At 72.7% G+C, this 14,474-nt stretch carries 16 protein-coding genes; 8 read left to right on the top strand and 8 right to left on the bottom strand.

All coding sequences use genetic code 11. From position 1 onward, the window contains the following. Positions 1-14 precede the first annotated feature (14 nt). The 3 genes from ACIBNA_RS32490 to ACIBNA_RS32480 are packed head-to-tail and all read left to right on the top strand — an operon-like array spanning position 15 to position 3,817. Complete coding sequence (locus ACIBNA_RS32490; protein WP_399168758.1) at positions 15-1,079, top strand: phosphotransferase; 1,065 nt, start codon at positions 15-17, stop codon at positions 1,077-1,079. Positions 1,080-1,118: 39 nt separating this feature from the next. Further along, entirely contained in the window at positions 1,119-1,760 is a 642-nt protein-coding gene (locus ACIBNA_RS32485) for a TetR family transcriptional regulator (protein WP_399168757.1), read from the top strand. A 41-nt stretch (positions 1,761-1,801) separates the two neighbouring features. Next, the gene (locus ACIBNA_RS32480) at positions 1,802-3,817 is read left to right on the top strand and encodes a HelD family protein (protein WP_399168756.1); all 2,016 of its coding nucleotides are present in this window, start codon (positions 1,802-1,804) and stop codon (positions 3,815-3,817) included. A gap of 150 nt (positions 3,818-3,967) precedes the next feature. On the opposite strand, the gene ACIBNA_RS32475 is transcribed toward ACIBNA_RS32480, so the two are convergent. Continuing rightward, entirely contained in the window at positions 3,968-4,897 is a 930-nt protein-coding gene (locus ACIBNA_RS32475; RefSeq protein WP_399168755.1) for an NAD(P)-dependent oxidoreductase, read from the bottom strand. 60 nt (positions 4,898-4,957) lie between these two features. On the opposite strand from ACIBNA_RS32475, the gene ACIBNA_RS32470 reads away from it, so the two are divergent. After that, positions 4,958-5,308: a winged helix-turn-helix transcriptional regulator gene (locus ACIBNA_RS32470; protein WP_399168845.1), complete on the top strand. Its 351-nt coding sequence runs from the start codon at positions 4,958-4,960 to the stop codon at positions 5,306-5,308. Between the two features lie 122 nt (positions 5,309-5,430). Here ACIBNA_RS32470 and ACIBNA_RS32465 read toward each other — a convergent pair whose 3' ends face one another. The 4 genes from ACIBNA_RS32465 to ACIBNA_RS32450 all read right to left on the bottom strand — a co-directional run bounded on the left by ACIBNA_RS32465 (position 5,431) and on the right by ACIBNA_RS32450 (position 8,735). After that, positions 5,431-6,261: a transglutaminase-like domain-containing protein gene (locus ACIBNA_RS32465; RefSeq protein WP_399168754.1), complete on the bottom strand. Its 831-nt coding sequence runs from the start codon at positions 6,259-6,261 to the stop codon at positions 5,431-5,433. 50 nt (positions 6,262-6,311) lie between these two features. Continuing rightward, on the bottom strand, positions 6,312-7,484 hold the full coding sequence (locus tag ACIBNA_RS32460; protein WP_399168753.1) for a GDSL-type esterase/lipase family protein: 1,173 nt from the start codon (positions 7,482-7,484) through the stop codon (positions 6,312-6,314). Between the two features lie 4 nt (positions 7,485-7,488). Beyond that, positions 7,489-8,076, bottom strand: a complete 588-nt coding sequence (locus ACIBNA_RS32455; protein WP_399168752.1) for a TetR/AcrR family transcriptional regulator — start codon at positions 8,074-8,076, stop codon at positions 7,489-7,491. Between the two features lie 110 nt (positions 8,077-8,186). After that, on the bottom strand, positions 8,187-8,735 hold the full coding sequence (locus tag ACIBNA_RS32450; protein WP_399168751.1) for a DUF2269 domain-containing protein: 549 nt from the start codon (positions 8,733-8,735) through the stop codon (positions 8,187-8,189). Between the two features lie 149 nt (positions 8,736-8,884). Between ACIBNA_RS32450 and ACIBNA_RS32445 the strand changes: the two genes are divergently transcribed. Then, a complete protein-coding gene (locus ACIBNA_RS32445) occupies positions 8,885-9,538 on the top strand; it encodes a class I SAM-dependent methyltransferase (protein ID WP_399168750.1) in 654 nt (217 codons plus the stop codon). 21 nt (positions 9,539-9,559) lie between these two features. Here the strand turns inward: ACIBNA_RS32445 and ACIBNA_RS32440 are convergent, their stop codons facing one another. Beyond that, entirely contained in the window at positions 9,560-10,288 is a 729-nt protein-coding gene (locus ACIBNA_RS32440; protein ID WP_399168749.1) for a hypothetical protein, read from the bottom strand. Between the two features lie 132 nt (positions 10,289-10,420). Continuing rightward, complete coding sequence (locus ACIBNA_RS32435) at positions 10,421-10,942, bottom strand: ATP-binding protein (protein WP_399168748.1); 522 nt, start codon at positions 10,940-10,942, stop codon at positions 10,421-10,423. Between the two features lie 131 nt (positions 10,943-11,073). Here ACIBNA_RS32435 and ACIBNA_RS32430 point away from each other — a divergent pair, with 131 nt between their 5' ends. From ACIBNA_RS32430 to ACIBNA_RS32420, 3 genes are all read left to right on the top strand, one after another. Continuing rightward, the gene (locus ACIBNA_RS32430) at positions 11,074-11,757 is read left to right on the top strand and encodes a helix-turn-helix domain-containing protein (RefSeq protein WP_399168747.1); all 684 of its coding nucleotides are present in this window, start codon (positions 11,074-11,076) and stop codon (positions 11,755-11,757) included. Positions 11,758-11,846: 89 nt separating this feature from the next. After that, positions 11,847-12,509, top strand: a complete 663-nt coding sequence (locus ACIBNA_RS32425) for a hypothetical protein (protein ID WP_399168745.1) — start codon at positions 11,847-11,849, stop codon at positions 12,507-12,509. 117 nt (positions 12,510-12,626) lie between these two features. After that, positions 12,627-12,959: a DUF2516 family protein gene (locus ACIBNA_RS32420; RefSeq protein WP_190053800.1), complete on the top strand. Its 333-nt coding sequence runs from the start codon at positions 12,627-12,629 to the stop codon at positions 12,957-12,959. A 27-nt stretch (positions 12,960-12,986) separates the two neighbouring features. Here the strand turns inward: ACIBNA_RS32420 and ACIBNA_RS32415 are convergent, their stop codons facing one another. Then, on the bottom strand, positions 12,987-14,378 hold the full coding sequence (locus ACIBNA_RS32415; protein WP_399168744.1) for a PP2C family protein-serine/threonine phosphatase: 1,392 nt from the start codon (positions 14,376-14,378) through the stop codon (positions 12,987-12,989). Positions 14,379-14,474 lie beyond the last annotated feature (96 nt).

Here is a 14,474-nt window from a genome sequence, read left to right as displayed (position 1 = left end):
AGCGAGCAGTCGAGATGAGCGGCGACCCGAACCTGGTCCAGGGGCCACTCAAGGGGTACCACCACGAGACCTACGTCCTCGCGTTGCCCGGTGGGACACGAACCGTCAAGGTCCGTGAGCCGCGCTCGGAGATCCTGTGGTTCGACCGGAGGTGCTTCAGGTCGGAGGAGGAACTGCTCCGCGCCCTCCAGGGGCACATCAGCCGGGTCCCCGGCATCGTCGACGTCGCCGGCATGGCGCTGCAGGGCTTCATCGAGGGACGGACGCTCGGTGAGCAGCGGCGGCCGGGTCGGCGCGTTCCCGACGCGGCGTTCGACCAGATCGTCGATCTCTTCCGGGAGATGGTGCGCGTCACGCCGGAGATGCTGAGCGTGGAGCGGCGCTGTGAGCACCGGGACCGCGCCGAGGACGGGGACAGCGCCGGCTTTCTGGAACGTCTGATCGTCTTCGTCGAGGAGCAGGTCTACCGGAAGAACCACACGGCGTTCGCCGGCCTGTTCCGCGCGCTCGGTATCTCGGAGGAATCGTTCACCCTGCTGAGGAAGCACGTGCTGGGGCTCCAGGAGCGCCCGTTCTGTCTCCTGCACGCGGATCTGCACCGTGAGAACTTCGTCCTCGATCCGAAGGGCCGGCTCTGGGCCATCGACTGGGAGCTGGCGATGCTGGGCGATCCGCTCTACGACCTGGCCACCCACCTCTACCTGATGCGCTATCCGGGCGATCAGGAGAGCCGTATGGTCCGTGAATGGTGCGACCTGGTCGAGCGGATCCGGCCGGGCAGCTCGTCGGGGTGGGAGCGGGACCTGCCGCTGATCCTCGGCTTCAAGCGGGCGCAGTCGGTCTTCACCGACGTCATCCGGGTGTCGCTGTCCCTGCGCGAGGACGCCGGCTTCAACTGGGTGGCCCTGCCCGTGGCCGCCGGCAAGCTGCAGAGGATCCTTGCCGCCGCCGCACAGCCGCTCGGCCTGGCGCAGGTGCCGAGCCGTGCGCAGATCATGGCCGCACTGATCCGCTGGCACAGCGAGATGGAGGCGGCGCAGGGGGACCGGCCCGTGCTCACCGAGTCGGGCACTTCCTGAGGCGGACTCCCCTCTCGCCGTACTGCGTAGGCTCGCCGCATGAGCGAGATCGGGCTGCGCGAGCGCAAGAAGCAGCGGATGTACCAGGTCGTGTCGGACACCGCGATCCGGCTCTTCCTGGAGAAGGGGTTCGACGCGGTGTCCGTCGCCGAGGTGGCGGCGGCGGCCGAGATCTCCAAGCCGACGCTGTTCCGGTACTTCCCGGCGAAGGAGGATCTGGTGCTGTACCGGATCGCCGACCACGAGGGGGAGGCCGCGCGGGTGGTGGCGGGGGCGCAGGAGCCGCCCGTGGAGGCCTTGCGGCGGCATTTCCTGGAGGGGCTGGAGCGGGGGGATCCCGTGACCGGACTCAACGACGACCCCCGGGTGCTCGCCTTCCACAGGCTGCTCTACGGCACGCCCTCCCTGGTCGCCCGGGCGCACACGCATCAGGAGCGGTCGGAGGCCGAGCTCGCCGAGGTGCTGGGCGGGGATCTGGACGCGCGGCTGGCGGCCGGGCAGATCATGGCCGTGCTGCGGGTGCTCGCGCTGGAGAACTGGCGGCGGATCGCGGCGGGTGAGCGGGTGGCGGACGTGCGGCCGGATGCGGTGGCGGCGGCGGAGCGGGCGTTCGGGTGGCTGGCGGCGGGGCTGCCGCCGACCGTCCAGGGGCGGCAGGGCCAGCCAGGCGTGACAGAGTAACAAATTTAACTCGGTCACGTTTTTCGCGTACGCTCGGTGGAATGACGTCGACCGAGCCTGCCCTTCAGCACGTCCTCGACCAGGAACGCGCCCACCACGAACGCTGCCGGGCCGCCCTCGCCGCGATGGTCGAGGGCGCCGGTGAACAGGTCGTCATCGGGGAGGACGTCTCCGCGTCCGGTGCCGATGCCGAAGTCCTCGGGTACCGGCTGCGCAGTAGGGCCAAGGCGCTGCGGGAACTGCCCGAGGGGCCGCTGTTCTTCGGGGCCCTGCACGGCGGGGACGGGCAGTTGCACATCGGGCGGCTGCGGATCTCCGAGCACCCGGCAAAGCCGCCCCTCGTCGTCGACTGGCGGGCACCCGTCTCGCGCGCCTTCTACCAGGCCTCCGCCCGTGACCCGCAGGGCGTCGCCGTGCGCCGGCGGTTCGGGTGGGCGCCCGGCAGCCGGGGCGACTCCGGCGACCTCACCGGCCTGGAGGACGAGCACCTGGGGCAGGGGGAGGTCCGCGACAGCGAGATCGTCGCCCGGGAGATCGAACGGCCCCGCGTCGGGCCCATGCGGGACATCGCCGCGACCATCCAGCCCGAGCAGGACGACCTCGTACGCGGGGACCTGGCGGTGTCGGTGTGCGTGCAGGGGGCGCCCGGCACCGGCAAGACCGCCGTAGGACTGCACCGGGCGGCGTACCTGCTGTACACGCACCCGCAGCGCATCCGGCGCGGCGGTCTGCTGATCCTCGGGCCCAACCGCACCTTCCTGTCGTACATCGCCGAAGTGCTGCCCGCGCTCGGCGAGACGGGGGTCCGGCAGTCGACCCTGGGGGAGGAGGTCGCGCGGTGGCCGGTCCGTGGTGTGGACGACGAGGCCGCCGCCGTCGTCAAGCACGACGTCCGGATGGCGGAGGTGCTGCGGCGGGCGCTGTACGCGCGGGTGCGCACCGAGGGGGCCGGTTCGCTCGCCGTGCCGGACGGGTCCTACCGGTGGCGGGTGCCGGAGGCGGAACTGGCGCGGATCGTGGCCGGCGTGCGGGAGGAGGAACCGCCGTACGGAGTGGGGCGGGAGCGGGTGCGGGCGCGGATCGTGCGGAGTCTGCGCGAGCAGGTCGAGCGGCGGGCCGGTCCGCCGGGCCAGGCCTGGGTGCGCCGGGTCGAGCGGGCCCGGCCCGTGTCCGCGTACGTCGATGCCGTCTGGCCCCGGGTGCGGCCCGAGGAGGTCGTGGCCGAACTGCTCGGCGGCGAGGCGGCGTTGGCGTCGGCTGCCGAGGGGCTGCTGGGCGCCGGTGAGCAGCGGGCGCTGCTGTGGGCCAGGCCGCCCCGGTCGTGGAAGTCGGCGCGCTGGTCGGCCGCCGATCTGGTGCTCCTCGACGAGGTCGCCGGGCTGATCGAGCACCCGGAGGGATACGGGCACGTCGTCGTCGACGAGGCGCAGGACCTGTCCGCGATGGAGTGCCGGGCCATCGCCCGCCGGGCGCGCTTCGGTTCGCTGACGGTGCTGGGCGACCTGGCGCAGGGGACGACGCCGTGGGCGGCACGGTCGTGGCGGACGGTCCTGTCGCACCTGGGGAAACCGGACGCGGCCGTGGTCGAGCTGACCACCGGCTTCCGCGTGCCGAAGGCGGTCGTCGGTCTCGCCAACCGGCTGCTGGAGCGGCTGGACGTGGACGTCCCGGCGGCCCGTTCGCTGCGCGGGGACGGGGAGTTGAGGGAGCGGGAGACCACGGTGGACGGCGTGCCCGGGGCGGTCGTGGCGGCCGTCCGGGACGCGCTCGGGCGGGAGGGCTCCGTCGGGGTCGCCGCGGCGGACGCCGACGTGCCCCGGGTCCGGGCGGCCCTGGAGGCGGCCGGCATCGAGGCCGCGGGCCCGGACGAACTCGGTGCCCGCGTGTCCCTGGTACCCGCGAGCGTCGTCAAGGGCCTCGAGTACGACCATGTCGTGGCCGTCGAGCCGGCGGCGATCGCCGAGGCGGAGGAACGGGGGCTGCACCGGCTGTACGTGGTGCTGACGCGGGCGGTGTCACGGCTGGAGGTGGTGCGGGGGAGGCCGTTGCCGTTCTAGGGGGTGTCCGCAACGTCCCGTCGTCCGCCCGGAGGACGGGCGGGACTTTGCGGACACTCCCTAGGGACCGGCGCCGGACATCGGCATCCGGCCGCTGTGGGTGCCGGTGCCGCACGCGGCCGGGCCCCGGAGCTGACCACGACTCCCGCCTCAGCGCCGCCCGATGACCTCCGCGATGCGGATGAAACCGTCCCCTCCGTGGCCGAGACCGATGGTGCGGCGGGCCATGCCCTCGGCCGCGCGCATGACGCCGGCGTCGATGCCGTGGGCCTCGGAGACATCGACGACGTGGGACATGCTCGACACGGCCGAGGTGAGCGGATTGCCCTCGCCGGTGTAGGTGCCGGCGTCCACGTCCGCCGCGGTCTCGGCGAACATCGGTGGGAGGATCGCCCCGATGCCCTGGGCGAAGGGTGCGAGTTCGCTCGCGGTGACGCCCTCGGCCCGGGCCACCGCCAGGGCGTGCGCGTAGCCGGCCATCGCCGTCCAGAAGATGTCGAGCAGGGCGATGTCGTAGGCCGCGGCCCGGCCCACGTCCTCGCCGAGGTGGGTGTGCGTGCCGCCCAGCGCCTCCCGGACGGGGGCCAGTTCGGCGTAGAGGTCCGCCGGTCCGCTGTGCAGGAAGACGGCGTCGGGGGTGCCGATGGTGGTCGTCGGGGTCATGATGGCGCCGTCCAGGTAGCGGACGCCGTGCGCGGCGGCCCAGCCGGCGGTGTCCCGGGCCCGGGCCGGGGTGTCGGCGGTCAGGTTCACGACCGTGCGGCCCTTGAGGGCGGTGGCGACCTCGTCCTGGCGCAGGACGGCGTCGGCGGCGTCGTAGTTCACCACGCAGACGACGGTCACCTCGCTCGCGGCCACCGCCTCCGCCGCCGACGCGGCGCCCGCCGCACCGCGGTCGACAAGCTCCCGGTCCCGGCCCGGCGTGCGGTTCCACACCGTGGTGCGCAGGCCCGCGTCCAGGAACGCCCCGGCCAGGGCCCGGCCCATCGGGCCGAGACCGAGGACGGTGACCGTGGCGGCGCCTCCGGCGGGCGGGCGACCGGAATAGCCCGGGGCCGGGGATGTGCTGTACGTGGACACGCTTGAACTCCTTCGAGTGCCATGACCATGGACGACGAATGGATGACGAATGGGGCGAAGATGACGCGCCGGCGCCAGGATGCGAACGTCTGCGGAGTGACCGCCGCGATCGCCGTGATCGACGGCAAGTGGAAGACGACCCTGCTCTGGCTCCTGGAGTCGGGTCCGCGCCGCCCGGGGGAACTGCGCCGGCAACTGCCCGGTCTCACCGAGAAGGTGCTGACCGAGGCGTTGCGGGAGATGGAGTCGGACGGGCTGGTGCACCGGGAGGTGTACGACGTACGGCCGCCGAAGACCGTCTACTCCCTGACGGGGTTCGGCCGCGAACTGGCCGAGGCGCTGGCCCCGCTGTCCGACTGGGGCCACCGTCGCCTGGAGAAACTGTCCGAGGCCGCCCGGCCGGCCTCCTGACCCGTACGTCACCTCCGTCCTCTGCCCGCTCCGGCGTCTTTCCGGCCGCCCTGCGACCAGCATCCCCCGGGCGTCCGGGCGTTGCCCAGTACCCACAAAAAAGTGGGTGTTCGCCCGGCCGGCTACGGGGTGAGGTGCGGTGGCACCGCGAAGTGCGGGTCCGTGAACAGGCTGACCAGGGCCGCCGGTTCGTCGGCGGCGCAGGCGGCGGCGAGCACGTCGATGCGGCGGTCGTAGGCGGGGCCCGTCCGGCCCTCGTACGCCTCCGTCATCCGGCCCCACTCGTCCCAGTTGAGCATCTCGTGCTTGCACAGGGCGGCGAGGTCGCGGACGGCGTTGCCGCTGATCTCGTGGGGGCCCCAGGCGTGTTCGGTGCCGGCCACGCCGAACAGTCCGGGGTCGAGGAGACCGGCGCGGTAGCGGACCCACGCCTCACCCCCGGTCAGGAACTCGCCGGGCGCGAGGTCCTCGGGGTGTTCGACGTAGCTGCTGCCGAGGTGCTCGGTGTCGACGCGCACCCAGCGGGCCTCGGCGGTGTGCCAGTACTCGGTGATCCAGTGGTCGAGGCCGCGGCCCTCGAAGAAGTAGGTGCCGAAGCCGCAGCGGGCCCGGGCCGGAACACCCCTGGCCCGCAGGAACGCGCAGGCCAGGGTGGCGAAGTGCCGGCAGGTGCCCACGACCCGCTGCTCCGGGCTCCTGGGGTGGTGCAGCGGGGCGGGGTCGAGGGCGGCCAGGGCCGCGACCAGCCCGACGGCAGGCCGGATGTCCTTCTCGGCGATCCGCGCCTCGGGAAGCCCGAGCCGAGCGGCGTCCGAGGGCTGGATGACCAGGCCCGTGACGGCGGCGCAGATCTCGACCGGGTCGTCCGGGAGCCGCTCCAGGAGCGCCGACTGCCCGGCCTCCAGACGGGTGTGAGGGCCGGGGCGGGAGTAGTCGAGCGCGTCGGCGGTCATGGACCGGGAGCATAGGAGGCGGGTCTGACACGCGCCCCGCTCAGCCCTCTTTAAGCGAAGGCCCCTCCAGGGCCGAAGGCCAGGTCGGCGAAGCGCTCGCCGATGTGGCGGTGGGTGGCGGCGTCCGGGTGGACCTCGTCGGGCAGGGGGAGGTCGGCCGCGTCCGACTCGCCGTAGAGGTCGAGACCGTCGAGGTAGTGGAGGTTGGGGTCCTCGGCGGCGCGCTGCTTGGCGATGCGCGACAGTTCCTCGCGGATGACACCGAGCGTCAGCTTCCCGGCGGCCACCTCCGCCGGGTCGCCCATGGCGGAGAACCGCAACCGGCCCTCGCCGAGCCCGCTGAGGTCCGGGGCCGTGGGGCCGGGCGTGTCCTCGTGGATGGCGCAGTGGATGGAGGAGACGACCAGCAGCGGGGCGTCGGGGTGCCCCTCGCGGATCGTGTCGAGGAAACCGTGCACGGCCGGACCGAACGCGCGCAGCCGCATCGCGTCCGCGTTGACGATGTTGATGCCGATCTTGACGCTGATCAGGTCGGCCGGGGTGTCCCGCATGGCGCGCGCGGTGAACGGGTCGAGCAGCGCGCTGCCGCCCAGACCGAGGTTGACCAGTTCCACGCCACCGCGCGACGCGGCGATCGCCGGCCAGATGGCGGTGGGGCTCGCGGCGTCGGAGCCGTGACTGATCGAACTCCCGTGGTGCAGCCACACCCGGCGGCCCCGGTCCGGCACGGCTGCCACGGGCGCGTCGGTGCGCAGGGCGACGAGCTCGGTGGTCTCGTTGTGCGGCAGCCAGATCTCGACGTCCTTCTCGCGCGCGGGCAGGCCGGTGAAGCGGACTGTGCCGACCGGGCCCGGCGTGACCTCGCCGTCCCAGGTGGCCATGTCGATCGTGAGGACGTTGCCGCCCGTGCCCGCGGTCTGGCCGGCCGGGCGCCCGTCGACGAGCAGGTCGTACAGGCCGTCCGGCCGGGGCGGGAAGCCGGCGTAGTCGCGCTTGGTGCGCAGCGTGTCCAGCTCGACGGCGGTCGCGGCGGTACGGAACGCCAGCCGTACGCCGGACGGCTGGGCCTCGGCCATGGCCAGCTGGGCGTTGGTGTTCTGCGCGCGGGCCCGGGCGGGCAGCCGGTGCGGGAGCAGCCCGTGTTCGGTGCGCTCCAGGTCGAGGGCGCCGCGCAGCAGGTCCGCCGTGAGGGGGGTGGTGATCCAGTCGTGCTCGGTGTGCATGGTGTCAGCCTCGGGAGTCGGTGGGGGGTGCGGGCCAGTTCCGCAGCAGCGTGTCGAGGGCGTCGAGGATCCGGGCCCAGGTGTCGTCGGTGTCGGGAGCGCTGTGACTGAACCCGCCGCCCATCTCCAGGCTGACGTACCCGTGGAAGACGCTGCCCAGCAGCCGGACCGCGTGGGTCTGGTCCGGTTCCGTCAGGTCGTAGCCGCGCAGCAGCGCCCGGGTCATCTGCGCGTGCCGGACGCCGGCGCTCGCCGCCGCCGTCCGCGGGTCGAGCCGCAGCTGGGCCGCGGCGTAACGGCCGGGGTGCTCCCGGGCGTAGTCGCGGTAGACGTTCGCGAGGGCGGACAGGGCTTCCTTGCCGGACCGCCCGGCCAGGGCGTCGGCGGCCCGGTCGGCGAGTTCCGTGAGCGCGAGCAGCGCGATCCGGGTCCTGAGGTCCTGGGAGTTCTTCACGTGCGAGTACAGGCTCGCGACCTTGACGTCGAACCGGCGGGCGAGCGCCGAGACGGTGACCTGCTCGAAGCCGACCTCGTCGGCCAGTTCGGCACCTGCCTGGGTCAGGCGTTCCGGTGTCAGTCCTACGCGTGCCATATGGGCGCTCCCTTCTGCCAGAAGGAAGTGTGCATCTGCCTAATAGTATTAGGCAAATAGCGTATGGCCTTAGGGGTGCGGGTGCGACCTTAAGGTGTTCGTGTGCGACCTCAGGCGTCTTGCGGAGCACGCCGGGCGGCCGCCCGCAGCCTCCTGCCCCGCCTGGTCAGACCCCAGGGCTTCAGGACGGAGATCACCGTCATGAAGACGTACGCGGACAGCGAGACGACCGGCCCGAACAGGACGTCCCCGGCGTCGGGCAGGGGCCCGCCCGCCACGACGGCGGTGACCGCGGAGTTCACCCCGGGGCGCAGGGCGAACACCGTGGCGGTGGTCGTGGCGAGGGCCAGCCAGAACTTCGTGCAGACCCAGCGGTACCGGGCGAGTCCCCACGGCGTGCCCAGGGACAGCACCAGTCCGCTGAGCAGCGTGAGGAACGCGACGGGGAGCAGGAGCCGGTCGGCGAAGAGCTTCATGGCCCGGACGGACGCCTCCACGGTCACGGCGGACCCGGTGGTGGCCGCGGTGGTCCCGAGCGCGAGCAGCCCGAGGGTGAGCCCGAGCCAGCTCGCGGAGGCGGTGACGTGGACGACGAGAACGGCCCGGCGCGCCCGGCGGCCGAGGTTCGGAATCGTGTGGGGCTTCTGCTTCGGCTTCACGCTGCCACCGTGCCGGGAGGGGGGTGGTGAAGGCGTCTGACGGCGGGAGTAAACCGGCGTACTGGCGTCGGCGTACGGGTGGGGTACCAGCACGTACTCGCCCGGCGTGACGGCCCAGCCCTGTCAGCGGCGTCGTCTAGCTTCACGGCATGACCGAACCCTCCCACGTCGCCGCCGTCCGACAGTCCTACGACACCGTCGCCGCCGAGTACGCCCGACTCGTCAAGCAGCCGGCCGAGCTGGACCCGGTATCGCGCGCGATGCTGGTCGCCTTCGCCGAGCTCGTACGGCCGCCGCACCCCGGGCCGGTGGCCGACCTGGGCTGCGGCCCGGGCAAGGTGACGGCACACCTGGCCGCGCTGGGAGTGCCGGTGTTCGGCGTGGACGTGTCGCCGGAGATGGTCGAAGTGGCCCGGGCCGCGTACCCGGATCTGCGCTTCACCGTCGGCTCGATGACCGCGCTGGAGATCGGCAGCGGCGAACTCGGCGGCATCCTGGCGTACTACGCCACCCACCACACCCCGCCGCAGTGGCTGCCGACCGTGTACGCCGAGTTCCACCGCACCCTCGCGCCCGGCGGCCGGCTGATGCTGGCGGGCCCGGTGGGCCACGGCGAGCACCTGCGCCCGACGCACGCCTACGGCGACCACCCGGTGTCCTACGAGTCGTACCTGCTGCCGCCGGACCGGATCGCCGAACTGCTCCACCGGGCCGGGCTGGTCGTCACGACGCGTGTGGTGCAGGAGCCGGAGGAGGGGACCAAGAGGCAGACCGGCACGTTCCTGGCGTACAAGCCGCGGTAGCGGACCCGGGCCCCGCCTCCGCTACCCGCCGTGCAGCCACACCCGCAACGGACCGACCGGCTCGAATCCGTGCCGGACGGCGGTCTCCAGATCGTCGCCGCTCTCGTAGCCGACCACGGGCAGGGTGGGGAAGAGCCAGTCGAGCGCGTGCAGCACGAGCGGCCAGGCCGCGCCGGGTCCGCCGTCCCGCCCGAAGACGTTGGAGACGCCGACCACGTGCTCGCCACGGCCGGCCACCGCTCCCGCGACGACTCGCCCGTCATCGGACCGCCCGAGGATCAGGAAGGTCTCCGGGTCGTCGAGCAGCCCGTCCCGGAAGAGGCCGGCGTGCCCGGCGCCGCCGTCCCAGGCCAGCGCCCAGGCCCGCAGCGTGTCCGGACCGCCCACCACGTCCCACGCGAGATCCGCCGGCTCCGGCGGGCGGGCGAGCGCGTCCGCACCCGCCGGACGGTGGATCCACTGTGCCTCGAAGAGCGCCCGGAAACCGGCCCCGGTCAGATCGAGATCGGCGAAGCTGTCCTTGACCGAGGCGCCGGGCGAGCCCCTGTCGATCCGTGCCACGAGCGCGTCCGGGTCGGCGCCCGGCTCCAGCGTCACGGCGTCGGGGTAGAAGAGCGGCGCCCGCCCCGCGGCGGCCCACGCCTCGCTCCCGAACTCCCCCGCCACCCCGTGCGCCCGGCACATCGCCGCACACCACTCGGCGTTGTTACGGGCGGCGGCCCGGACGAGGGGCTGCTGTGAAGTCGTCACGAGTGCGGATCATGACTGGGCAGGGCCCGGCTCGTCGAACGGTTTTGAGGACCGGTCACTTCCAAGGGGGCCGGTCGGTCACTTCCAAGCCTGCCGGCCCGGCCAGGACGTGCCCAGGGACTGCACTGATCGTCAGCCCTTGACGGCCTGTGCGATCCGCTGGGCGGCCTGGGCGGGCGTGAGGTGCGTGGTGTCGACGACCTCGGCCTCGCTGTGCAGCCAGGTGCGGGCCGCCTCGGCGTAGGGCTCGAGGTACTTGAGACGGAAGGGGGAGGGGCCGAGAACGGTGTCCCCCAGGATGCGCCCGCGGAGGGTGTCCTGGTCGGCGTGCAGGACGAAGTGCCGCACCGGGATGTCGTGTCGGGCGAGGCCCGTGCTGATCTCGCGCCAGTACTGCTCGACCAGGACCGTCATGGGCATCACCAGAGTGCCGCCGGTGTAGTCGAGTACGCGGCGGGCGGTCTCGACCACGAGCGGCCGCCACGGCGGCCAGTGCTGGAAGTTGTCCGTCCCGGGCAGCCCCGGCTTGATGTCCATGAGCGTCTCGCCGACCTTCTCGGCGTCGAACACCCGTGAATCCGGGGTCAGCCGCTGCACGAGTGCACCGGTCGTCGTCTTGCCCGCGCCGTGGGTGCCGTTGATCCATACGATCACGGGACCCCACGCTAGCGCTGCGCGGGCCGCGGGAACGGGCAGTTTGCGTGACGCGCCCCGCGGTGCGTGGCGTGGCGCACTTTTGCAAGCGGGTGCTTGCAATAGTTAGCGCGGTGCGGCACTGTGGAGCCATGGCATCGCTCAACGTCGGCAATCTCGGTGACTACCTGCGCGAACAGCGGCGCAACGCGCAGCTGTCGCTGCGGCAGCTCGCCGACGCCGCCGGGGTGTCCAATCCGTACCTGAGCCAGATCGAGCGCGGGCTGCGCAAGCCGAGCGCGGAGGTGTTGCAGCAGGTCGCCAGGGCCCTGCGGATCTCCGCCGAGACGCTGTACGTCCGGGCCGGAATCCTCGACGCAGAGCGGGACCGGGACGAGGTCGAGACGCGTGCCGTCATCCTCGCGGACCCGACGCTGAACGAGCGGCAGAAACAGGTGCTGTTGCAGATCTACGAGTCCTTCCGCAAGGAGAACGGGTTCGGGACCGGCGATGGCTCCGCGGTCGTCGACCTCGTGGTCGCCGAAGGCGAGGCGGACAGGGACGGGGACGCTCCGGACGGCGGCACCGGGATACGACGAACCCGCACGGCCGACGGCGGCAGGCCCGCCGAGCGCCGCACCCGCGACAGCGACGGCGCTGCGTCCGCGTCACCGCCGGCCACTCGCCGTACGCGCAAGGACGACAAGGACGACAGCGGTACGTCACCGTCGCCCGCCCGTCGTGCCCGTAAGGGCAACGGCGGTACGTCAGCCGCCCGCCGGGCCCGCAAGGACACCGGCGGCAGTGACACCGACCCGCAGCAGACGGCCGGCTGAGCCGGACCAGGGCACCGGCCGTACTGCCGCGGATCACACCACCCTCAGCCGAACCCTCAAGCGAAACAGAATCCGGGAGGACCATCACCATGGCCATCACCGACGACCTGCGCAAGACCCTCAGCGACCCGACCCCGCTCTACTTCGCCGCAGGCACCGCCGACCTCGCCCTTCAGCAGGCCAAGAAGGTGCCGGCCCTGGTGGAGCAGCTGCGCTCCGAGGCCCCCGCGCGGATCGAGGCCGTACGCAACACCGACACCCAGGCCGTCCAGGAGAAGGCCTCCGCCCGGGCCAAGGAGGCCACCACCCGCGTCAAGGAGACGCAGGAGACCCTCCAGAACAAGGTCACGGAGTTCATCGGCTCCATCGACGTCGACATCAAGAAGCTCGGCAGCACGATCGACGCGGACCTGAAGAAGATCGGCGAGACCGCCCAGGACATCGCGCTGCGCAGCGTCGGCGTGGCCGCCGAGTACGCCGTCAAGGCCCGGGAGACCTACGAGAAGGTCGCCGAGCACGGCGAGCAGGCCGTGCGGACCTGGCGCGGCGAGGCCGCCGAGGGCATCGAGGACGTCGCCGAGGGCGTGGAGGAGCTGGCCGTGGCCGTCGAGCCGAAGGCCGAGCCGGTCGAGGTCAAGGAGGAGCCGGCGAAGCCCGCCGGTGCCACGACCGCCCCGGCGAAGAAGGCCCCCGCCAAGAAGGCCCCGGTGCGCAAGACCACCGCCAAGAAGACCACCCCGCCGGTCAAGTAGGACGGCCAAGGGCGGAGCACGACCGAGCGAGCCGGGCACCCTGGGGGTGTCCGGCCCGTTGTACGGGTACGGTGACCGCGTAGGGACGAGCCGAGTCAGGTGGTGGACGTAGTGCTGATGCAGGGCTTCGCAGGGTTGATGTGGCTTCTGAGCATGGCCCTGATCGTTTTCAGCGGCTTCGCGTTGATCGACGCGGCTGTACGCCGGGAGGACGCCTACCGCGCCGCCGACAAGAAGACCAAGCCGTTCTGGCTGATCATCCTCGGGCTCGCCTTCGTGGTGAACCTGCTCTTCCCGATCCTGTCGTTCCTGCCGATCATCGGGCTCATCGCGACGATCGTGTACATGGTCGACGTCCGGCCCGCCATCCGGGCGCTCCCCGGCGGCGGCCGCAGCCGGCGCGGCTCCAGCAGCGACGGTCCGTACGGCCCCTGGAACGGCGGCCGGTAAGCCCCCCTGACAACACTGGAGCCGGGGCTACGGCACCCGGTCCAGCAGCAGTACCGCCACGTCGTCCGTCAGCTCGCCACCGTTGAGATCGCGCACCTCGTTCACCGCCGCCCTCAGCAGCTGCTCGCCCCGCAGTCCCTCGGCGATCTGGCGGCGCACCATCTGAGTCATGCCGTCCTGGCCGAGCCGCTCCCGGCCCTCGCCGACATGGCCCTCGATCAGGCCGTCGGTGTAGAGCATCAGGCTCCACTCGGCGCCCAGCTCCACCTGCATACGAGGCCAGCGGGCACCCGGCAGCAGCCCGAGGGCCGGCCCGTTGTTGTCGTACGGCAGCAGGCGGGCCGGTTTGCCCGGGCGGGCCAGCAGCGGCGAGGGGTGGCCCGCCAGGCACAGGCCGGCGCGGCGGCCGTCCGGCGCGATGTCCACCGTGCACAGGGTCGCGAAGATCTCGTCGTCGGCCCGCTCGTGCTCCAGCACCTGCTGGAGCGTGCCCAGCAGCTGGTCCCCGCACAGGCCCGCCAGCGTCAGCGCGCGCCACGCGATCCGCAGCTCCACGCCCAGGGCGGCCTCGTCCGGGCCGTGACCGCAGACGTCACCGATCATGGCGTGCACGGTGCCGTCGGGCGTGCGTACGACGTCGTAGAAGTCGCCGCCGAGCAGGGCGCGCGAGCGGCCCGGGCGGTAGCGGGCGGCGAACCGGAGCGGGGAGCCGTCCAGCAGCGGGGTCGGCAGCAGACCGCGCTCCAGACGGCGGTTCTCCTGGGCCCGCAGCTTGCCCTCGGCGAGCCGGCGCTCGGCCGACTCGGAGCGCTTGCGCTCCACCGCGTAGCGGATCGCCCGGCTCAGCAGCCGGCCGTCCAGCTCGTCGCGGAAGAGATAGTCCTGGGCGCCCACGCGCACCGCCTCAGCGCCGCGCTCGGCGTCGCCCGAGGCGGTCAGCGCCAGGACGGCATGCCGGGGCGCGAGCTCCAGCACGTGCTTGAGCACGGCGAGCTCGTCATCGGCGTGGCTGCGGCCCGGAGCCGGCAACGCGAGGTCCAGCAGGATGCAGTGGACGTCGTCGGTCAGCAGCCGCCCGGCCTCGGTCAGGTTGCGGGCCGTGCGGACGCGGATCGGCTTGCCTGCCTGGTCGAGCATGTCGGGCACGATCGGCGAACCGGCCGGGTCGTCCTCGATCAGCAGCAGGGTCAGGTTGCTGTGGGCGGTGTTGTTCTCCACCTTGTCCCTGGTGTTCCCGGCCTTGTCCCTGGTGCTCCCAGCTTGGTCCGTGGTGTTCCCGGTGGTGTCCGGCGTGCGCGGGGCCGCTGTCGAGGCGTCCGTGACGGACTGCTCGGCGGGGCCGTCGCACGGGGACTCGGCCTGCGCCTGACCACTCTCCACGGCCGGGATCGCTCTCTGCCGCGGTATGGGTACGGGCATCGTCTTGGGTTCCTTCCCTCCCCCCGAGGGCACGGCGGGGGCGAGGGACCTCGACCCACCGACCGGGACCATAGCGGGTGTCGGCGCCGCATTGGA

This window comes from Streptomyces sp. NPDC050164 (assembly GCF_044459945.1).
GTDB classification, from domain to species: Bacteria; Actinomycetota; Actinomycetes; order Streptomycetales; family Streptomycetaceae; genus Streptomyces; species Streptomyces coeruleorubidus_A.
Note: the sequence above shows the minus strand (reverse complement) of the source record. Positions and strands in the feature narration are given on the sequence as shown.